The sequence below is a fragment of the Rhizobium sp. IY2 genome (genome assembly GCF_047532935.1).
GTDB classification, from domain to species: Bacteria; Pseudomonadota; Alphaproteobacteria; order Rhizobiales; family Rhizobiaceae; genus Rhizobium; species Rhizobium anhuiense.
Window position 1 is genome coordinate 192,867 of the sequence record NZ_JBLKNU010000003.1, and the last position, 20,751, is coordinate 213,617.

The 20,751-nt window shown below is 61.7% G+C and carries 15 protein-coding genes; 7 read left to right on the top strand and 8 right to left on the bottom strand.

Annotated elements, in window-relative coordinates:
• The first annotated feature begins 141 nt into the window (after positions 1-141).
• Positions 142-1,311 carry an alpha-D-ribose 1-methylphosphonate 5-triphosphate diphosphatase gene (locus tag ACMUVN_RS14590; RefSeq protein WP_025570221.1) on the top strand — a complete coding sequence of 390 codons (1,170 nt, stop codon included), beginning with the start codon at positions 142-144 and terminating at the stop codon, positions 1,309-1,311.
• A gap of 788 nt (positions 1,312-2,099) precedes the next feature.
• Here the strand turns inward: ACMUVN_RS14590 and purN are convergent.
• Both purN and purM read right to left on the bottom strand, forming a co-directional pair.
• Positions 2,100-2,771, bottom strand: a complete 672-nt coding sequence (purN, locus tag ACMUVN_RS14595; protein ID WP_025570223.1) for a phosphoribosylglycinamide formyltransferase — start codon at positions 2,769-2,771, stop codon at positions 2,100-2,102.
• Positions 2,768-3,841, bottom strand: a complete 1,074-nt coding sequence (gene purM / locus ACMUVN_RS14600; protein WP_414815206.1) for a phosphoribosylformylglycinamidine cyclo-ligase — start codon at positions 3,839-3,841, stop codon at positions 2,768-2,770. Before purM ends, purN begins: the two co-directional genes overlap by 4 nt.
• Positions 3,842-4,086: 245 nt before the next feature.
• On the opposite strand from purM, the gene ACMUVN_RS14605 reads away from it, so the two are divergent.
• From ACMUVN_RS14605 to ppx, 4 genes are all read left to right on the top strand, one after another.
• Positions 4,087-5,211, top strand: a complete 1,125-nt coding sequence (locus ACMUVN_RS14605; protein ID WP_097542988.1) for an AI-2E family transporter — start codon at positions 4,087-4,089, stop codon at positions 5,209-5,211.
• A complete protein-coding gene (hdaA, locus tag ACMUVN_RS14610) occupies positions 5,204-5,917 on the top strand; it encodes a DnaA regulatory inactivator HdaA (RefSeq protein WP_025570229.1) in 714 nt (237 codons plus the stop codon). The genes ACMUVN_RS14605 and hdaA overlap by 8 nt, the downstream gene beginning before the upstream one ends.
• A 66-nt stretch (positions 5,918-5,983) precedes the next feature.
• Positions 5,984-8,188 carry an RNA degradosome polyphosphate kinase gene (locus tag ACMUVN_RS14615; protein WP_047616369.1) on the top strand — a complete coding sequence of 735 codons (2,205 nt, stop codon included), beginning with the start codon at positions 5,984-5,986 and terminating at the stop codon, positions 8,186-8,188.
• Positions 8,189-8,200: 12 nt separating this feature from the next.
• A complete protein-coding gene (gene ppx / locus ACMUVN_RS14620) occupies positions 8,201-9,721 on the top strand; it encodes an exopolyphosphatase (protein WP_047616371.1) in 1,521 nt (506 codons plus the stop codon).
• A 266-nt stretch (positions 9,722-9,987) separates the two neighbouring features.
• Here the strand turns inward: ppx and ACMUVN_RS14625 are convergent, their stop codons facing one another.
• From ACMUVN_RS14625 to ACMUVN_RS14640, 4 genes are all read right to left on the bottom strand, one after another.
• On the bottom strand, positions 9,988-11,346 hold the full coding sequence (locus tag ACMUVN_RS14625) for an esterase-like activity of phytase family protein (RefSeq protein ID WP_414815207.1): 1,359 nt from the start codon (positions 11,344-11,346) through the stop codon (positions 9,988-9,990).
• A 105-nt stretch (positions 11,347-11,451) separates the two neighbouring features.
• Entirely contained in the window at positions 11,452-12,513 is a 1,062-nt protein-coding gene (locus ACMUVN_RS14630; protein ID WP_414815208.1) for an adenylate/guanylate cyclase domain-containing protein, read from the bottom strand.
• A gap of 144 nt (positions 12,514-12,657) precedes the next feature.
• Complete coding sequence (gene rnd, locus ACMUVN_RS14635; RefSeq protein WP_414815209.1) at positions 12,658-13,803, bottom strand: ribonuclease D; 1,146 nt, start codon at positions 13,801-13,803, stop codon at positions 12,658-12,660.
• 170 nt (positions 13,804-13,973) lie between these two features.
• Positions 13,974-15,365 (bottom strand): multicopper oxidase family protein, encoded by a 1,392-nt coding sequence (locus ACMUVN_RS14640; RefSeq protein WP_414815210.1) that lies wholly within the window; start codon positions 15,363-15,365, stop codon positions 13,974-13,976.
• Between the two features lie 252 nt (positions 15,366-15,617).
• On the opposite strand from ACMUVN_RS14640, the gene aspS reads away from it, so the two are divergent.
• Positions 15,618-17,408 carry an aspartate--tRNA ligase gene (gene aspS, locus ACMUVN_RS14645; protein WP_414815211.1) on the top strand — a complete coding sequence of 597 codons (1,791 nt, stop codon included), beginning with the start codon at positions 15,618-15,620 and terminating at the stop codon, positions 17,406-17,408.
• Between the two features lie 64 nt (positions 17,409-17,472).
• Here the strand turns inward: aspS and ACMUVN_RS14650 are convergent, their stop codons facing one another.
• Positions 17,473-18,642 carry a serine hydrolase domain-containing protein gene (locus tag ACMUVN_RS14650; RefSeq protein WP_414815212.1) on the bottom strand — a complete coding sequence of 390 codons (1,170 nt, stop codon included), beginning with the start codon at positions 18,640-18,642 and terminating at the stop codon, positions 17,473-17,475.
• 66 nt (positions 18,643-18,708) lie between these two features.
• Between ACMUVN_RS14650 and ACMUVN_RS14655 the strand changes: the two genes are divergently transcribed.
• Positions 18,709-19,350 (top strand): TetR/AcrR family transcriptional regulator, encoded by a 642-nt coding sequence (locus tag ACMUVN_RS14655; RefSeq protein ID WP_097631116.1) that lies wholly within the window; start codon positions 18,709-18,711, stop codon positions 19,348-19,350.
• A gap of 104 nt (positions 19,351-19,454) precedes the next feature.
• Here the strand turns inward: ACMUVN_RS14655 and ACMUVN_RS14660 are convergent, their stop codons facing one another.
• On the bottom strand, positions 19,455-20,642 hold the full coding sequence (locus ACMUVN_RS14660) for a hypothetical protein (RefSeq protein ID WP_127430645.1): 1,188 nt from the start codon (positions 20,640-20,642) through the stop codon (positions 19,455-19,457).
• Between the last annotated feature and the right edge of the window lie 109 nt (positions 20,643-20,751).

The window sequence follows — 20,751 nt, forward strand, 5'->3', positions numbered from 1 at the left end:
CGCGCGGCGAGCGCATTCAACCAATTCCAAAGCGCAAGTTTCCGCTTTAAGGTGATCGCGCTCGAAATTTCATACGACTGTCACGAAGCGGTTTTATCCGCTGCGGCTTGTCAATCATCGGATGCGGTCAGGAGAAAGCCCATGTGGCTCAGCAATTTCACCCTCGTTCTCCCAAACGAGGTGGTGAGTGAAGGTGCCGTGCGTGTTGAGGATGGCGTCATCGCTGAGATCAGGCCGGAGCCGGTCGCCGCCGCTGCCGTCGATGGCGGCGGACGGCTGCTGATGCCCGGATTCGTCGATCTGCACGGCGACATGATCGAGCGCGAGATCGCCCCGCGGCCGAACGCGACGATGCCGATCGATTTCGGCATCCACGAACTCGACAAGAAGCTTGCCGCCGCCGGTGTCACGACCGCCTTTGCCGCCGTCTCTTTTGCGACCGAGAGCGTCTACGGCCATGTCCGTTCGCTGGAGACGACCTCGGCAGTGATCGAGGGCATCAACCGTCTGCGCGATGATCTGCTGATCGACCACCGCGTCCATGCCCGCTACGAAATCACCAATGTCGGTGCAGCCCCGGCACTCGAGCGTCTGCTGAATGCCGACCAGATCGACATGGTGTCGCTGACCGACCACACGCCGGGCCAGGGCCAATACAACAATCTGCAGAGCTACATCCTCAGCATTTCCGAGCGCCGCGCCATCTCAGAGGACATGGCGGCGGAGATCGTCGCCAAGCGCATCGCCATGCGCAACAATCCTGACATCGAGGCCAAGCTGAAGGAGATTGTCGCGCTGTCGCTGAAGCACAAGCTGTCGCTTGCCTCGCATGACGATGACAGCGTCGAAAAGGTCGCCGAAATGCATGATCTCGGCGTGACCATCAGCGAGTTTCCGGTCACGGCGCCTGCGGCGGAAGAGGCGCGCCGCCGTGGCCTCTGGACGCTGATGGGCGCGCCGAACGCGCTGCGCGGCCAGTCGATGTCGGGCAATCTCAGCGCCCTCGATGCCGCAAGGGCCGGCCTGCTCAGCGTCATCGCCGCCGATTATCATCCGGCCGCCTTCGTGCCCGGCATCTTCAAGCTTGCCGACATGGTGGAAGGCGGCCTGCCGGCAGCCGTTGCCATGGCGACCGGCAATGCGGCCCGTTCGGCCGGTCTGTCGGATCGTGGCGAGATCGCCCTTGGTCAGCGCGCCGATCTCGTCGTGGTCGAACCGGGCGATATCAACCGCATCCGCGCCACTTTCCGCGCCGGCCGCTTCGTCTACAGCGACGGCACGCTGCATCCGCTGCGGGCTTTGGCGGCTTAGCTGCACGTCTGAGCGTCGAAATAATCCCTCCACCACAGAATGACGAGATCCCGGCTAAGCTGGCTTTCTCGTCGACGGTACCCCGACTATCACATAACTCCGGAACAAGACGCCAACGATGCGGAGTCAAGATGTCATCTGAGCCGAGATTGCTGCACAAGGAGTGGGGGCTGCTGCCGTTCGTTTTAAGTGGAATCGCGACAATATGTGTAATTGTTGTGTCAATTTACTACGATAACCAATATGGTATCCCGAACGTCTATATAGGTGGCAAATATATACAATGCAAAAAATCGGCTGCTTCCTTATTGAATGCGATTATATTTGTATATAAGTATCCATGATTTGTTCTGATATTTATTTCTTTGATTTCTGTTGCTTTTTGTTATATATACGACAGGGGAATATTTGTTTTTGTTGTAATATATTTTGTAATATTCAACTATCCATTTGCTACGATATTGAGCGGATCCAAGATTGTTTTAAGTCAAGCTTCGGTAGAGACGCTGTGTGAGAGGGGAGGTTACGGCTCGGTCGCGATTCACCTTCCTCTATTGTTTTTGTCCTCTTACGTAATCATTGGAAATATTGTTCTGGTGGCCAAGCGATGGCTCAGAAGGAGAATCAAGAATACCTGATACCACAGGATGGAATCAGTTGGCTGACCTCTGTGATTATTTTGGGGTCATAGCGGCGGGCGCTGCTCAATTCTTTCCGAAAGCTCCGGTGTTCAGATCAGTAGGGAAGACCTGATAAAGTTACCGGCTTTCAGAAAATAGCGCAGCAATCTAAGCGCGGTCGCCGATCAGCGAAATCAGCTGTGCCTTGGGTGCGGCGGTCGAGGCCTCCGCGCCGACGGCCTTGCCGCCTTCCATCGTCACCCGGCCTTCGGCAAACAGCCGCAGCGCCTGCGGATAGATTTGATGTTCGATGGTGAGCACACGCGCGGCAAGGCTTTCGGCTGTGTCGCCCGAGAGAACCGGTACGGCCGCCTGGCCGATCACCGGCCCTTCATCCATGCCCTCGGTGACGAAATGCACCGTGCAGCCCGCGATCCGCATCCCGGCGTCGATCGCCCGCTGATGCGTATGCAGGCCGGGAAACAGCGGCAGCAGGGAAGGGTGGATGTTGAGCATCCGGCCTTCGTAACGCTGGATGAAAGTTGCCGTCAGTAGCCGCATGTAGCCTGCCAGGCACAGAATGTCGGGCGAAAGCTCGTCGAGCGCCGAAAAGATCGCCGCCTCATGCGCGTCCTTGCTGGCGTAGTCCTTGCGGGGGAAAGCGAAGGTGGCGATGCCTTCGGCATCAGCCTTGGCAAGCCCGCCGGCATCCGCCTTGTCGGAGATCACCCCGACGATCTCGGCCGGATAGTCGGCGGCCTTCGCCGCCGCAACCAACGCCATCATGTTGGAGCCGCTGCCTGATATGAAGACGACGACGCGTTTGCGCGGTGCGCTCATATCGCAAGCGTGCCCTTGTAGACCGTGCCGGCAGCGCCTTCGTCGCGGGCGATCATGCGGCCGAGCGTGATCACAGTCTCGCCCTCGGCTTCGAGGGCGGCCGAAACGGCCGCGACGTTCTCGGCGGCAACGACGGCGATCATGCCGACGCCGCAATTGAAGGTGCGCAGCATTTCCCTGGATTCGACGCCGCCCGTCTTGGCGAGCCACGAAAACACCGCTGGAACCTTGACGGCATCAAGATCGATCTCGGCGGCTAGGTGTTTCGGCAAGACGCGCGGAATGTTTTCCGGGAAACCGCCGCCGGTGATGTGCGCCAGCGCCTTGATGGCGCCGGTCTCGCGGATCGCCTTCAGAAGCGGCTTCACATAGATGCGGGTCGGCTCGAGCAGCGCTTCGCCGAGCAGCCTGCCTTCGGCAAAAGGTGCGGCGGCGCTCCAGTCGAGGCCGGACAGTTCCACGATCTTGCGTACCAGCGAAAAGCCGTTGGAATGGACGCCGGAGGAGGCGAGGCCGAGGATCACGTCACCCTCGGCGATATCGCCCGAGGGCAGCAGCTTGCCGCGTTCGGCAGCACCCACGGCAAAACCGGCGAGATCGTAGTCGCCGGAGGAATACATGCCGGGCATCTCGGCGGTCTCGCCGCCGATCAGCGCGCAGCCGGCCTCGCGGCAGCCGGCGGCAATGCCGCCGACGATGGCTGCGCCCTGGTCGGGGTCGAGCTTGCCGGTCGCGAAATAATCGAGGAAGAACAGCGGCTCGGCGCCCTGCACCACGAGATCGTTGACGCACATGGCGACGAGGTCGATGCCGACGGTGTCGTGATAGTCGGCATCGATGGCGATCTTCAGCTTGGTGCCGACGCCGTCATTGGCGGCGACCAGAACCGGATCGCTGAAGCCCGCCGCCTTGAGGTCGAAGAGCCCGCCGAAGCCGCCGATCTCGCCATCGGCGCCGGGACGGCGCGTCGAACGCACTGCCGGCTTGATCTTCTCGACGAGGAGGTTGCCGGCATCGATATCGACGCCTGCATCGCTATATGTCAGGCCGTTTTTCCCAGACTGGCTCATGCTGGTCTCCGATGGCTATTTCAGGCGGCAAACGTGCCGCGTCATCTGCCGGTCGCAATTGCATGACAGGGGCGTTTATGCAAGCGTTGCATGGCAAAAGCCCCCAATTTCCCGCGTCTCCCTCCACCCTTTCCGGGATTTGACGCGACAGGGTTGACCATCTTTGCGCCTGCATCCTATGTGCTGAATGGCCGCTTCGGATCGGATGCGGCGTTTGGCGGCGGCGAGCAATCAACGGGGAAGCGATGCCACAGCATGTCAGCGGCAACAGTCTCAAGCGTCAGATCTTCTTCTGGCTGGCAGTGCTCGTCTTCTTCATCGTCTTTCTCTATGTCTTCAGCTCGATCCTGCTGCCTTTCATCGCCGGCATGGCGATCGCCTATTTCCTCGATCCGGTGGCCGACCGGCTTGAACGCCTGGGCCTGAGCCGCATGATGGCGACCATCGGCATTCTGGTCGCCTTCGTCATCGTCTTCGCCTTAGCGCTGATGATCCTCATTCCGGTGCTCATCAGCCAGTTCAACGATTTTGCCGAGCGTCTGCCGGGTTATATCAGCCAGTTGCAGCAGTTCATCACGCAGGCGCAGAATTCGCTGCTGCCGGACTGGGTCGAGAACCAGATGGGCGCGATCAAGGACAATCTCTCCGGCATCCTGTCGGAGGGTATGGGGTTCCTCACCGGGCTCTTCGCGCAGATCTGGAATTCCGGCAAGGCGATCGTCGACGTCATATCGCTGCTCGTCGTCACCCCCGTCGTCGCCTTCTATATCCTGCTCGACTGGGACCGCATGGTTGCCAAGGTCGATCAGTGGATCCCGCGCGATTATGTCAGCGATGTCCGCCAGATCGCCAAGGAGATCGACCAGGCGATCGCGGGCTTCATCCGCGGCCAGGGCTCGCTCTGCCTTATCCTCGGCATCTATTATGCCGTCGGCCTTTCTCTCGTCGGGTTGAATTTCGGCCTGCTGATCGGCCTCTTCGCCGGCATGATCAGTTTCATTCCCTATGTCGGCTCGATGGTTGGCCTCGTCCTCGCCATCGGCGTGGCGCTCGTGCAGTTCTGGCCGGATTATCCCTGGATCGGGCTGGTGCTCGTCGTCTTCTTCAGTGGTCAGTTCCTGGAAGGCAACATTCTGCAGCCGAAGCTCGTCGGTTCCAGCGTCGGCCTGCATCCGGTCTGGCTGATGTTTGCGCTTTTTGCCTTCGGCGCGCTCTTCGGTTTCGTCGGTCTTTTGGTCGCCGTGCCGGCCGCCGCAGCCGTCGGCGTCCTTGTTCGCTTCGCGCTTTCACGCTACCTTCAGAGCGATCTTTATTTTGGCGGGTCATCAAGCGGCCGCGCCAGGAAGACGAAATCAGTTCCCAATGAATGACGTCAAGAACGCTGATCCGAAGCGCAAGGCCGGAGAGCAGTTGCCGCTGGTCTTTTCGCACGATGCCGCAAGCGGGCGCGACGACCTCCTGATCTCGGAGCGTCTCGCCGCCGCCGTTTCGATCGTCGATGCCTGGCCCGCATGGCCATCGCCGGTCGTCGTGCTCGCCGGCCCGGTCGGCTCGGGTAAATCGCATCTTGCCCGCATCTGGCGGGACTTGAGCGGCGCCGTCGACATCCATCCCGAGCTCGGCTCGGATGCCGCCGTTGCCGCCGCCGCCGGCCCGGTGCTGTTCGAGGACGCCGATCGCCTCGGCTTCGATGACAACGCGCTATTCCACGTCATCAACAGCGTGCGCGAAAACGGCACCAGCCTGTTGATCACCAGCCGTCTCTGGCCGATGTCATGGCCGGTTTCGCTGCCCGATCTGCGCTCACGCCTGAAAGCGGCAACCGTCGTCGAGATCGGCGAACCCGATGAGGCGCTGTTGTCGCAGGTGATCGTCAAGCTCTTCGCCGACCGGCAGCTTTATATAGATGACAAACTCGTGCTCTATATCGTCAACCGGATGGAGCGGTCGCTGAACGCGGCCCAGACGATCGTCGAAAGGCTCGACCGGCTGGCCCTGTCGCGGGGTACGAAAATCACCCGGTCTCTTGCGGCCGAAGTATTGAATGAATTGGGAAATTCAGAACCGGCCGATTGACTGTCACAGTTCCGTCGTCAAACTGATATAATTGCCTTTGGCGATTGAGAACGGGGTAAGCGGACAATGGATAGTGCAGTCGCAGAACATCAAGAACTCGCTCCCGAGATCAACGACAACACTCCCCCGCTGGAAGAGCTGCTCAAGAGCCCCGAGCGCTTCATCAACCGAGAATTCTCCTGGCTGCAGTTCAACCGCCGTGTCCTCGAAGAAACGCTGAATACCGAGCATCCGCTGCTCGAGCGCGTCCGCTTCTTGTCGATCTCAGCCGCCAACCTCGATGAATTCTTCATGGTGCGTGTCGCCGGCCTCGAGGGCCAGGTGCGCCAGAACATCGCCATCCGCAGCCCTGACGGCAAGACGCCGGCCGAGCAGCTCGACTCGATCCTGCAGGAGATCGACCATCTGCAGATGGAGCAGCAGGCCTCGCTCGCCGTCCTGCAGCAATATCTCGCCAAGGAAGACATCCTGATCGTGCGCCCCGGCGCCTTGAGCGATGCCGACCGCCAGTGGCTGGCTGCCGAATTCGAACAGGCGATCTTCCCGGTCCTGACGCCGCTGTCGATCGATCCGGCCCATCCGTTCCCCTTCATTCCGAATCTCGGCTTCTCGATCGGCCTGCAGCTCGTCAGCAAGAACGGCCGCGAGCCGATGACGGCGCTGCTGCGCCTGCCGGTGGCGCTCGACCGCTTCGTTCGTCTGCCGGATGATGGAAACACGATCCGCTACATCACGCTGGAAGATGTCGCCAACATCTTCATCCATCGGCTCTACCCGGGTTACGAGGTGCAGGGTTCCGGTACGTTCCGCGTCATCCGCGACAGCGATATCGAAGTCGAGGAAGAGGCCGAGGATCTCGTCCGCTTTTTCGAAACGGCGCTGAAGCGCCGCCGCCGCGGTAAGGTCATCCGCATCGAGACCGACTCGGAAATGCCGGCCTCGCTGCGCCAGTTCGTCGTTCAGGCCCTCAATATCCCGGACAATCGCGTCGCCGTTCTGCCGGGTCTTTTGGCGTTGAACACCCTGTCCGAGATCACCAAGGCGCCGCGCGAGGATCTCAGGTTTGCCCCCTACAATGCGCGATTTCCCGAGCGCGTTCGCGAACATGCCGGCGACTGCTTTGCCGCCATCCGCGAAAAGGACATGGTCGTCCATCACCCCTACGAATCTTTCGACGTGGTGGTCCAGTTTCTTCTCCAGGCTGCGCGCGATCCTGACGTCCTGGCGATAAAGCAGACGCTTTACCGTACCTCCAACGACAGCCCGATCGTCCGCGCCCTGATCGACGCCGCCGAAGCCGGCAAGTCGGTGACGGCGCTGGTCGAGCTCAAGGCCCGCTTCGACGAAGAGGCGAACATCCGCTGGGCGCGCGATCTCGAACGCGCCGGCGTGCAGGTCGTCTTCGGTTTCATCGAGCTCAAGACCCATGCCAAGATGTCGATGGTCGTCCGGCGCGAGGAAGGCAAGCTGCGCACCTATTGCCACCTCGGAACGGGCAACTACCACCCGATCACCGCGAAGATTTATACCGACCTTTCCTATTTTACCTGCAATCCCGTCATCGCCCATGACATGGCGAATATCTTCAACTTCATCACCGGCTACGGCGAGCCTGAACAGGGCATGCAGCTCGCCATCTCGCCCTATACGATGCGCCCGCGCATCCTGCGCCACATCGAGGAGGAGATCCAGCATGCCAGGAACGGCGCGCCGGCCGCGATCTGGATGAAGATGAACGCGCTTGTCGATCCCGACATCATCGATGCGCTCTATCGCGCCAGCCATGCCGGCGTCGAGATCGATCTGGTGGTGCGCGGCATCTGCTGCCTGCGCCCGCAGGTGCCCGGCCTTTCGGAGAAGATCCGCGTCAAGTCGATCGTCGGCCGCTTCCTCGAACACAGTCGCATCTTCTGCTTCGGCAACGGCCACGGCCTGCCGTCCGATAAGGCGCTGGTTTACATCGGTTCGGCCGACATGATGCCGCGAAACCTCGATCGCCGCGTCGAAACCATGGTTCCGCTGACGAATCCGACCGTTCACGAGCAAGTCTTGTCACAGATTATGCTCGGCAACGTGATTGACAATCAACAAAGCTACGAGATATTGCCCGACGGTACGTCGCGACGCATGGAAGTGCGCAGGGGCGAAGAACCGTTCAATGCGCAGCAGTATTTCATGACCAATCCGAGCCTGTCGGGCCGTGGTGAAGCTCTGAAGTCCAGTGCGCCGAAGCTGATCGCCGGCCTGCTCGAAGGCCGCAACAACAAGTAAAACTGGACCTAAATGGTTGAATCTGAAGCCCAGGGGCGCCTTCCGGGGATCGCCCCGGTCTCCGTCGTCGATATTGGATCGAATTCCATTCGTCTAGTCGTCTACGAAGGCATGTCCCGTTCGCCGACCGTCCTGTTCAACGAAAAGGTCCTCTGCGGCCTTGGCAAGGGCGTCGCCCTTACCGGCAAGATGGATGAAGACAGCGTCGCGCGGGCTTTGGCGGCGCTGCATCGTTTCAAGGCTCTGTCCGACCAGGCGCGCGCCGCCACCATGTATGTGCTGGCAACGGCAGCCGCGCGCGAGGCGAGCAACGGTCCCGATTTCATCCACCAGGCAGAAACCATCCTGAACCGCAAAGTCCGCGTGCTTTCGGGCGAGGAAGAGGCGAAATTCGCCTCGCTCGGCATCATCAGCGGTTTCTACAATCCTGACGGCATTGCCGGCGACCTTGGCGGCGGCTCGCTGGAGCTGATCGATATCAAGGGTAAGGAATTCGGCAAGGGCATCACTCTGCCGCTCGGCGGCCTGCGCCTGTCGGAATATGCCGGCGGTTCGCTCTCCAAGGCCCAGAGCTTTGCCCGCAAGCAGTTGAAGACGGCAAAGCTGCTGTCGAAAGGCGAGGGGCGTACCTTCTACGCCGTGGGCGGCACCTGGCGAAACATCGCCAAGCTGCACATGGAAATCACCCATTATCCGCTGCACATGATGCAGGGCTATGAGGTGTCGCTCGAAGCGATGATGCTGTTCCTCGACCAGGTGGTGGCCGCGCGCGACTCCAGGGAGCCGGCGCTGCAGGCCGTTTCCAAGCACCGCCGGTCGCTGCTGCCCTTCGGCGCCGTCGCCATGAAGGAAGTGCTGAGCGCGATGAAGCCGTCGATGATTTCCTTCTCGGCGCAAGGTGTGCGCGAGGGATATCTCTATTCGCTGCTGTCGGAGGCCGAGCGCCGCGCCGATCCGCTGCTTGCCGCTGCCGGCGAGCTGGCGATCCTGCGTGCCCGCTCGCCGGAGCATGCTCGCGAGCTGGCCGAATGGACCGGCCGCATGATGCCCCTCTTCGGCATCCAGGAAACCGAAGAGGAAAGCCGCTACCGTCAGGCCGCCTGTCTGCTTGCCGATATCAGCTGGCGCGCCCATCCTGACTATCGAGGGCTGCAGGCGCTGAACGTCATCGCTCACTCTTCCTTCGTCGGCATCAGTCATCCCGGCCGCGCCTTTATCGCGCTTTCCAACTATTACCGTTTCGAAGGCCTGCATGACGACGGCGCCACCGGCCCGCTGGCCCAGATCGCCACGCCTCAGCTCATCGAGCGCGCTAAGCTGCTCGGCGGCATGCTGCGTGTCGTCTACCTCTTCTCGGCCTCGATGCCCGGCATCGTCAAGAACCTGACCTTCCGCAAATCGCCGAACCCGGACCTCGACCTTGAATTCGTCGTGCCTCCCGAGTACCGCGATTTCGCCGGCGAACGCCTGGACGGTCGCCTGCAGCAGCTGTCGAGACTGACCAACAAGCGGCTGGCGTTTCTGTTCGAGTAGGGTAGGCATCTTTACGGCGGGCTGTTTTGACCGTGCCGTCCCTCCGCCCTCCCTCATTCCTGTGCTCATCACAGGAATCCAGCCACCGCGCGTCCGCGTGGTGAACGGCTCAATGCGGCGGTTGAAAAACTCTCTTGCGCCCAACGACTTGGACGCACTGCATTCCTGTGAAAAGCACAGGAATGAGGGAGAAACTTAGATGCCCACGACCAGATAAAAAAGGGGGCGCTTACGCACCGCCCTCTCTATCTCACATCAAACCCGAATTACTTCGCGTTCAAAAACTCGCCAACCTCAAGCAGGCTGAACTCGTTATTGTCGGCCTTGTCGACGGCGCGGCCGGCCGAGAAGGGCAGGTTGTTGTCGTTGCCGATGATGATGTGCGTGGCGTCGACGCGGTCGACGTTTTCGATCGTCACGAACGGCATGTCGTAGACGCCGTCCTTGCTGCCGGCCTTCTTCTTGTTGTCGGGGTCCTGGATATTGAGGAGGTCGATATAGCCGATCTTGCGGACGGCCTTGCCGACATTGGCATCGTTGAACTCGATCTTGTAGACGCGCTTCAGTTCGGCCGGAGCCTCGAAGCAATCCGGCTTCGGCTGCTTGGGGTCGGCGCAGGCCTTGTCCTTGGTGCCGGCGCCGCTGTCGCGCTCGATGACGAGAGCGGTCGTGTCGTCGAGCATGTTGAAGTCGCCGATCGACACGCCCTTGTCTTCGAACGGATAGAGCCAGCTGCGGCCGGTCCACTTCTTGGCGGCGACGTCGAATTCGATGACGCGGATGGCGGTGTGGCCATCGACCGTTTCCATCGTGCCGTCATCCTTGTAGATGGCGCCTTCGAGCAGGCCGTAGAGCTTGGCGCCATCCTTCGACATGGCGAGGCCTTCGAAACCGCCGGAGCGCTTCAGATTGAAGACCGGCATCTTCGCGGCCGGGTTGCCCGGCAGCTGGATCAGCGGATTGTCGGGCGAAAGCACCGGCTTGCCGTCGAGCGTCGTCGGGATGACGTCGGTCAGGCGGCCTGACGGGTCGAATTTCAGGATGTAGGGACCGAATTCGTCGCCGAGCCAGAAGCCGTCGGAAACCGGCTGGATCGATTCGATATCGAAGTCGGCGCCGGTGAGGTAGCGCGTGTCGGTGCCTTCGAGCACGATCGGGAACGGAGCGATCTTGTTGGGGTCGGAGAGGAAGAGGTTCTTGACGACATCAGCCTTGTTGCCGGCCCAGTCGAACGTCATCTGGTGCAGGAAAAGCATGGAGTCCGATGAGTTTGCCCTCGAGCCGAAGCCGTTGTCGGAGAGCGTCCAGAAGGTGCCGTCGGTCATCGTCTTGATGCCGGAAAAACCCTGGATCGGCTGGCCGTTGAAGGGAAGCTTCAGATCGGTGATGCGGGCGCCGTCCTTGCCGGGAACGGTGCCGAGCGCTTCGGTGCGCTTGCGGTCCGCCGTCGTGAACTTGCCGGAATGCTTGAGGAATTCGGGGGCATCGGCCGGTGCCGGAACCATGGTGTTGGCAGGCAGGATCGCCTGGCCGGCGAGCTTGGCCGGAAACTGCTGCTGGTCGGCCGCAGCGGAGGTCGCGACCAGGATGAAAAGCGATACGGAAGCAAAAAGGACGGTCTTCATAATATCCCCGTGGAACGGATGCGAATGCTTTCCGCTTAGCAGGGCTTTGATGTCAGCGAATTGACGGTTGGGTGAAGCTTTGGTGACGTGCGGCCGAACCGCTGCTCAGCCGTGCAGAATGACGGCGGGCGTGTTCAGGACGGTCACCGCGCGTGAGGAAAGCGCCATGACGCCAAGCGCCTGGCCGCGGCCCCTGACGGCATGGGTGCCGAGATCTTCGCAGGAGATGTTGTCGGGAAACTCCATGCGCCGGGCAAGCTCGGCGGAGATCAGCACCGGTCGGTTCAGACTGCGGCAGAGGGTTTCCAGCCGGGCGGTGGTGTTCACCGTATCGCCGAAATAGCTGATTTTGTGATGGTCGACGCCGACTTCGGCGGTGATGATCTCGCCGCCGTGAAGGGCGGCGCGCAGCTTCGGCACCTGGCCGTAATTTTTCCGCCAGCCGGCGGCATTGGCGTCGATATCGGCGAGGATGTCGAAGATGCAGCGCACGCAGCGCGCATTCTTGACACCACGGGCAAGCGGCCAGGTGATGATCGCGGCATCCCCGACATAGTCGTTGATCATGCCCTTGTGACGCCTGACGGGCTCGGCGAAGGTCGCAAACAGCGAGCTCAGCAGCTGCTGCGCCCTGAGGTCACCGTGCTTTTCGGCAAAGGCCGTCGAATCGACGAGATCGATGAACAGGAAGACACGTTCTTCCCTGACCGGATTGCGGTAGCGGCTGACGAGCATGCTGAGGAAAACGTCGCGGCCGAGCAGTTCTCGCACACGCAGGACGAAGATCATCAAGGCGCAGACCGCCAGCGCATAGAGGAAGACCTCGAACGGCATGATGACGAGATCGAGGAGCGACGGCGGCTTCAGCATGCCGACCGACCAGAGCAGCAGGCCCGCGCAGGCAAAGCCGATGCTCATCAGGATCTCATAGATCACCAGCTCGCTGATGATGAAGGCGAAAGTCGGCAGCTTCTGGATGCGCCTGTAGAGCGTGCGCAACAGCACCTTACGCTCGAAAGCGATGATCGGCATGCCGATGAAAAGCGCGAAGATCGCTCCGATGACGGGCGTCTGGTTGGAATAGAACATGGAATCATAGATGACGCCGCTGGCCGCGAGGACGATCGCGATCAGGATCCAATTCTGCGTCGGAGATATTTCCCGCATGCCGCCTCTGCGCCGTGATGTTTCACCCAGCCATTGTTTCCGGCCGGAACCAACCGTCAAGCGAATTCGAAACGACGGCGCCGCGTCGTTCGGACGCGTGAAGCACGATGCAGCCCTTGGAAGTGCTGCATAATCTATCCAACCTCAGAGGCTGACGGTTTCGACCTTCCGGTCGACGAAGCGCAGAGCGATGTCGCCCTGGATCAGCCGCAGCGCCGGCTCGCCGAAAAGATCGCGCCGCCAGCCGCTGAGGGCCGCGACATCGGCCTTTTCGCCCTCGGCGGCGATCCTGTCGAGATCCTCGCTGTTGGCGATCACCTTCGGCGCCACGCCGTGTTTTTCCGAAATCAGCTTCAACAGCACCTTGAGCAGTTCGACGGCGGCAGCGGCCCCTTCGGGCGCCTGCGCCTGGCGTGGTGCGTGCGGCATATCGGCCTTCGGAAGAGCAAGCGCCGTGTTGACGGCCTCGATGACAGCGGCGCCGGAAGTCGAGCGCTCCCAGCCTTTCGGAATGGTGCGCAACCGGCCCAGCGCCTCGGTATCCTTGGGCTGCTGCTGGGCGATCTCGTAGATCGCATCGTCCTTCAGCACGCGCGACCGCGGCACGTTGCGGGCGCGTGCCTCGCGTTCGCGCCAGGCGGCGACATATTTCAGGATCGCCAGCTCCTGCGGCTTGCGCAGGCGCATCTTCAATCGCTGCCAGGCATCGTCGGGATGCATGTCGTAGGTTTCGCGCGCCTCGAGAATGTCCATTTCCTCGGAGAGCCAGGAGGTGCGGCCTTCGCGATCGAGCTCCGCCTTCAGCGACAGGTAGACGTCGCGCAGGTGGGTGACGTCGGCCAACGCATATTCCAGCTGCTTGTCGGAGAGCGGCCGGCGGCTCCAGTCGGTGAAGCGCGACGACTTGTCGATATGGATACTCTTGATGCGGCTGACCAGTTGATCGTAGGAGACGCTGTCGCCGAAGCCGCAGACCATGGCGGCGACCTGCGTGTCGAAGATCGGATGCGGAATGAGATTGCCGCGATTGAAGATGATTTCAATGTCCTGGCGCGCCGCATGAAAGACCTTCAGCACCTTCGTATCGGCCATCAGCTCGAAGAAGGGGGCGAGATCGATGCCCTTGGCCAGCGGATCGACGAGAACTTCGGTCGTCGGGCTTGCCATCTGGATCAGGCAGAGCTCCGGCCAGAAGGTCGTCTCGCGCAGGAATTCGGTGTCGATGGTGATGAAGTCGGACTTGGCCAGCTCTTTGCAGGCGGCCGCCAAATCGGCGGTGGTTTCGATCATATCATTTCATTCGCAAGGAAAAGGTCGGTTGAACCTTCCTTCTCCTTTCGGTTCGATATGTCAATACAACAGCATACGCTTCGAGCATTGCTGGCGAAGAATCACGTCCAAACTGAGGCAAGGGCGAACCACGGCGCGACGCGCGGCCACGATCGTGAAGGCGCGCGGTCTCAGCTCACCCTGAGATAACTCGTCATCCCCGTCTTCTGATGCTCGATGATATGGCAATGCAGCAGCCAGTCGCCGGGATTGTCGGCGACGAAGGCGAGCTGCACCTTCTCGTCCGGTTGGATGAGATAGGTATCGGAGGTGAGCGGCATCACCTCCCGCGTCGAGGAGGAGATCACCGTGAAGCTCATCCCGTGCAGATGGATCGGATGCGTATGCGGCGTGGTGTTCTCCAGATTGAAGACATAGCTCCTGCCGAGCTTCAATTCCGCAAGCGGCGCCGTCGGATCGGGCGTGTCGCCCGGCCACGGCACCTTGTTGATGGCCCAGAAACTGTAGCCGAGCGTGCCGCAGATGCTTTCGACGGCGGCATTCTCGGCGGTGGCGCTCAGCACCAGCGGGATCTGTTCGGCGGCGGAAAGATCGGCCTTCGGCACCGGATTTTCGACAAGCGTCCCGAGATCGCCGATATCGCGCTTCAACGATGATCCGACCGCGCGCAGGCTGGCGATCGTCTTCGGCGTCGTGCCGCGGATATCTTCCAGCGTCGCGACCGCGCCGTCGCTATCCGGCATGCGCACGGCGAGATCGAGCCGTTGACCCGGCCCGATCTGCAGGAGGTCGAGGGGAAAACGCTTCGGCACCGGGTTGCCGTCGATCGCAATCACCGTCGCATCGGCGCCTTCCATCTTCAGCGAGAAGATCCGCGTCACGTCGGTGATCGCGATGCGCAGCCGCACCAGCCCGCCGGCCGGCGCGTCATATTGCGGTTCCTGGTGCCAGTTGGCCGTGCGCACCGTGCCGTAGGTGCCGGTCTTGGCCGCGTCGCGCGGCCGGAAGGGAGCGATGAATTGCCCGTCGCCGCCGAGCCGCCAGTCACGCAGGTTCAGCACCACTTCGGCATCGAACCCCGGATCGGCTGGGTCCTCGACGACGATGACGCCGGTCATGCCGTGCCCCATCTGCGTCAGCGTGTTGCAATGTGGATGATACCAGAAGGTGCCGGCATCGGGTGGCGTGAAGGCATAATCGAAGCTGTCGCCGGTATAGATGTAGGGCTGCGTCATGAACGGTACGCCGTCCATGCGGTTGTCGATGCGAAGCCCGTGCCAGTGGATCGTGGTCGGCTCGTCGAGCCCGTTTTTCAGCCGCGCCGCATAAGGGCGTCCCTTGGTCATCCTCAAAACCGGCGGCATGCCGTCGTGGCCCCAGCTCATGATATCCCTGGTCGGTCCCGCCTCGGTCAGCATGGCCTCGGTCTTTACCGCCGTCAGCAACTGCGGCTCGGGAGCTGCCTCGGCAAGCCCGAATTTGCCGGCAATGCCAATGCCGGCGCCATAAGCGCCCGCGACGGCGGATGCCTTCAAGAGGTTGCGGCGGGTAAGCAGAGGCATGCGGACGCTCCACGGTGAGAATGCCGATCCTTTTAAAGTTGACCGGTAGCTTCAGCAATACGGCAAGCGCGGCCAAACTGCCGCAGCATGGCGGCCGCCGCCTCGCCATAAACGCGTGTCAAACGCCCGGCCGCGTGCGCCAAGCCTTGACAAATCGGAGCGTCCATGCGCTTTTCCGCCCGATTTTCTTGTCGGCGCTTGAGGGTCCTGAAACCCTTGCTGCCGTCTCAGTACATGCCAGGATTTGACATCATGCATCGCTATCGCAGCCACACATGCGCCGCCCTCCGTAAGACGGATGTCGGCTCGACCGTCCGCATTTCCGGCTGGGTCCACCGCGTTCGCGACCATGGCGGCGTTCTCTTCATCGACCTTCGCGACCATTACGGCATCACCCAGGTCGTCGCCGATCCCGACAGCCCGGCCTTCAAGATGGCGGAAACCGTCCGCGGCGAATGGGTCATCCGCATCGACGGTCTCGTCAAGGCTCGCACCGAAGACACCATCAACAAGACCATGGCGACCGGCGAGATCGAGCTTTACGCGCAGGAGATCGAAGTCCTCTCCGCCGCCAAGGAATTGCCGCTGCCGGTCTTCGGCGAGCCGGATTATCCCGAGGACGTCCGCCTCAAATACCGTTTCCTCGATCTTCGCCGCGAAACGCTGCACCGGAACATCGTCAAGCGCACCCAGGTCATCTCCGCCATGCGCCGCGAAATGGGCAATGTCGGCTTCACCGAATATACGACCCCGATCCTGACGGCTTCTTCGCCGGAAGGCGCACGCGACTTCCTCGTGCCCTCGCGCATTCATCCCGGCACCTTCTATGCCCTGCCGCAGGCGCCGCAGCAGTACAAGCAGCTGCTGATGGTCGCGGGCTTCGACCGCTACTTCCAGATCGCGCCGTGCTTCCGCGATGAAGATCCGCGCGCCGACCGCCTGCCGGGCGAATTCTATCAGCTCGACCTCGAAATGAGCTTCGTGACCCAGGAAGACGTCTGGAACACGATGGGTCCGTTGATGACCAACATTTTCGAGGAATTCGCCGAAGGCAAGCCGGTCACCAAGGAATGGCCGCGCATCCCCTATGACGAGGCGATCCGCAAATATGGTTCGGACAAGCCGGACCTGCGCAACCCGATCGTCATGGAAGCGGTGACCGAACATTTTGCCGGCTCCGGCTTCAAGGTCTTCGCCGGCATGATCGCCTCCAACCCGAAGGTTGAGATCTGGGCGATCCCGGCAAAGACCGGCGGCTCGCGCGCCTTCTGCGACCGCATGAACGCCTGGGCACAGAGCCAGGGCCAGCCCGGCCTCGGCTACATCTTCTGGCGCAGTGAGAACGACAAGCTCGAAGGCGCAGGTCCGCTTGCCAAGAACATCGGCGAGGAACGCACCGATGCGATCCGCACCCAGCTCGGTCTCGGAGATGGTGACGCCTGCTTCTTCGTCGCCGGCGAGCCGGAAAAGTTCTACAAGTTCGCCGGCGAGGCTCGCACCAAGGCTGGCGAAGAACTGAACCTCGTCGACCGCGACCGCTTCGAACTGTGCTGGATCGTCGACTTCCCCTTCTTCGAGTGGAGCGAGGAAGACAAGAAGGTCGACTTCGCCCACAACCCGTTCTCGATGCCGCAGGGCGGCCTTGACGCGCTGCAGAACCAGGATCCATTGACGATCAAGGCGTTCCAGTATGACGCCGTCTGCAACGGCTTCGAAATCGCCTCGGGCTCGATCCGCAACCAGTCGCCGGAAACCATGGTCGCCGCCTTCGAGAAGGTCGGCCTCAGCCAGCAGGATGTCGAAGATCGTTTCGGCGGTCTCTACCGTGCCTTCCAGTATGGCGCGCCCCCGCATGGCGGCGCTGCCTTCGGCATCGATCGCATCGTCATGCTGCTCGTCGGCGCGAAGAACCTGCGCGAAATCTCGCTGTTCCCGATGAACCAGCAGGCCCAGGACCTCTTGATGGGGGCGCCGAGCCCGGCAACGCCGACGCAGCTGCGCGAGCTCTCGATCCGGCCGATCCCGCCGGTCAAGAAAGACTGAGATCTCTGATCCCAAATGCAAAGCCCGGCGGCACAACCGCCGGGCTTTTGCTTGTTTCACTCGCTCATAATGCCGCGTAGATCGCCTCGCGAAGATCGACGGTGAACTTGCCCCACATGCCCTCCAGCGTCGTGTTGGTCAGCGCCACGACGGTCAGCCCGTTGACCGGGTCGATGAACCAGCTATGGCCGTAGACGCCGCCCCATTTCAGCGTGCCCTTGGGGAAGGGGACGCCTGCCTCGGCCGGATTGGTGATAACGGACCAGCCGAAACCGAAGCCGGAACCGGGCTCGTGCTGTTGGCGGCGCCCGCCGGCCTGGTCGGTCGTCATCATCCCTACGGTTTCGCTCGAGACCAGCGGGGCGCCGCCCCTGCGGATGGTGTCGAGGATGGCGAGCACGTCACCCGCGGTTCCCGCCATGCCGGCGCCGCCCGAATGATAGGAGGCGGGGTCGAAGATGCGGTTCGGCGCGAAGCGGATGGGACCCATCAGCGACATCACCAGCGCATTCTCGCCCATCAGCGCCGGTTCCGGTGAAGCATCCATATAGGCCGCCGCCAGCCGGCTGCGGTCGCGAACCGAAAACGTGGTATCGGCAAGACCGAGCGGTTTCGTCACCAGATCAGCGACCGCGTCGCCGAGCGGCACGCCGGTTTCCGCCTCGATGACGCCGCCCAGAACATCCATGGCGAGGGAATATTGCCAGTCGCTGCCCGGGGTGAAGCGCAGCGGCGCGCTGGCGATCCGCCGCAGGTTCTCGGCCAGCGGCAGTCCCGGTTCGTCGAGGCCGTCGGAAACGCCGGCGCTGATATAAGGGCCGCCGTCCTCTTCGGAGAAGCTGTAGCCGAGGCCCGCTGTATGGGTCAGCAGGTGGCGGATGCGAATGGTTGCTTCGGCGCCGTCGGGCAGCCTTGGACGGAAGTCCGGCAGCCATTGCGTCACCGCGTCGTCGAGCCCGATTCTTCCCTGCTCGACGAGCCGCATCGCGGCGATGGTGACGATCGGCTTGGTAATGGAGGCGAGCCTGAAGATCGTGTCCTCGCGCATGGCCAAACCGTTTTCGCGATCGGCAAGGCCGGCGGCGCGGCGATGGACGATCTCTCCGTCGCGGGCGACGAGCACCACCGTTCCAACCAGCCGTTTTTCGGTGATCGCGCTTGTGATTGCCGCATCGACTGCTGCGGCAAGGGATGAATTCCTGTCGGCATCCGCCGTTTCGAGGGGAAGACTCATCAGATTAAATCTCCTATAATCACAATGACCGTTCCTGAATATAGCAAGCTGCTTCGAATTTCTAGAGTGATCATTGTGAAAAATAGCGCTGACACGAAAAATCCCGCCGCCCGACGACGCGGCCGCCCGCCGGCCTTCGACCGCGAGACCGTTCTCTCGGCGGCGCGCGAGACCTTCTGGGCGCATGGATATGAGGGCGCCTCGATCGCCGATCTCACCGCCGCAATGGGCATCACGCCGCAAAGCCTCTATGCCGCCTTCAACTCGAAGGCCGATCTCTATCGCGCGGCGCTCGAGCAATATCGCGGCCTGGGCGCTGACACCTTTTCCGCGCTCGGCGAGCCGATCGACACCGTCTCCGCCTTCGAGCGCATATTGCGGGGCTCGGCGGCGATCTTCTCGGCACCGGAGCATCCGAAAGGCTGCATGATCTCGACGGCGGCGCTGAACTGCGCCAGCGAGAACGAAGCGATCGTCGACCATGTCGCGGCGATGCGTCGTCGGTCGCTCGACGCTTTCACCGCGAGGATCGAGCGCGGCATTCGCGAACGCGATATCAAGGCCGGGACGAATCCTCGCGCACTCGCACGGTTCCTCGGCGCCATCATCCAGGGCATGTCGGTGCAGGCGAGGGACGGGGCGCCTCTTGAAGAACTGCTTGATATCGCAGCCCACGCGATCGCCGAGGTCGCCCGCCACCGCGCCTGAAAACGAAAAGGCCCGGCAGTCCGTGAACTGGCCCCGAGAGTTGGACATCAACCTTTGGGGCGCAGTTCACTGCTGCCGGGCCTTTGATCGCAAGATCGAAGCGATCAGTCGTTGGCGGTAACCTTGACGCCGAGCACCTGCGGCAGGGTGTTCGGGGCGCCCATGGCGGCGCCCACGATCGTCGGGAACGGCACCGGCTTTTCAGGCGCGGCCTTGACCGTCAGGCTCTTCGGATCGTCGAGGAAGGTGTTGACGGCGGCCGAAACGGCGTTCTGCAGTTCCGGGATATTGAGCTGCGCCAGCATGATCGGCGTCATCGCCTTCAGCGAATCCGCCATCTGCTTGCCGGACATGTTCTGCTGCGAACCGGCATAATCCAGCGCGCGCTTGGTGATCGAAGCATCTTCGAAGCGCACCTGTGCGGCCTCGAAGGACAGCTGCTGCATCAGGCCAAGCATGGCAAGGCCGAGCGCCTGCTGCGACTGTTCCTTGTTCGGATTGGCTTCGGATTCCTTCATCGCATCCTGCATCGATTTCATGAAGGCCATCGTGTAGCCGGAGATCTTGAAACCGAGATTGAGCTTGCCGACGTTGGTGAAATCGAGGGCGAATTCCGAAATGTCGATCGTGCCGGGGGCAAGTTCCCAGGCGCCCTTCATGGTGATGTCGCCCTGGACGTGCTGCAGTGCGAGCTTCTCGATCGCGTCCTTGCTCTGCGCATCCTGGGTCTTGGTCAGATCGGCCTTCATGCTTTTGAAGGCGCCGTCGAAATCGAAGCCGGATTCGTCCTCGCGCAGCGTCAGGTTCATATTGCTTTCGAGCACCGAGAACACTTCCGCGCCGTCCTTGACCACCTTCAGCGGGCCGGTATGGGCACTTTCGTAGAGCATCATGGTATCGAGCGTGTCGCCGCCCGCCGTTGCCGGGATCGAGATGCCGCCGAGCGTCAGCTCCTGCGCCGTCACCGTGACGCCGTCTTCCGTTTTGTTGATATCGGGGAAGGCGGCCTCTTCGATGTAATAGCCGCCATCCTCGTCTTCTTCGACGCCGGTAAGGGTGACTTCGCCGATGGGCAGGCTCTCGCCGCCGGTCGGCTTGACGGTGACATTCTTCAAGGTCACGGTCGTGCCGTCGATGTCGATGTTCTCAGCCGCAATCGTCCCGCCCTGAGCGGCATAGGCGGCATTAAGCTTCTTCAGCAAATCGGTGCCGTCGAGAGCGAAAGCCGAACCGGCGAGCGAGAAAAAGGCGGCGCCCGACAGCATCAGCCGCGTTGTCCGGGAAATATTCATGGGGTGATTCCTCTGGTGGCGTGTGGCGGTTGGAAATCTGCAGTTACGCTACTACGGATTGGGCCCGCTTTATATTTGCGGACTTCTAAATTTCCGTTGAAAGGAACGG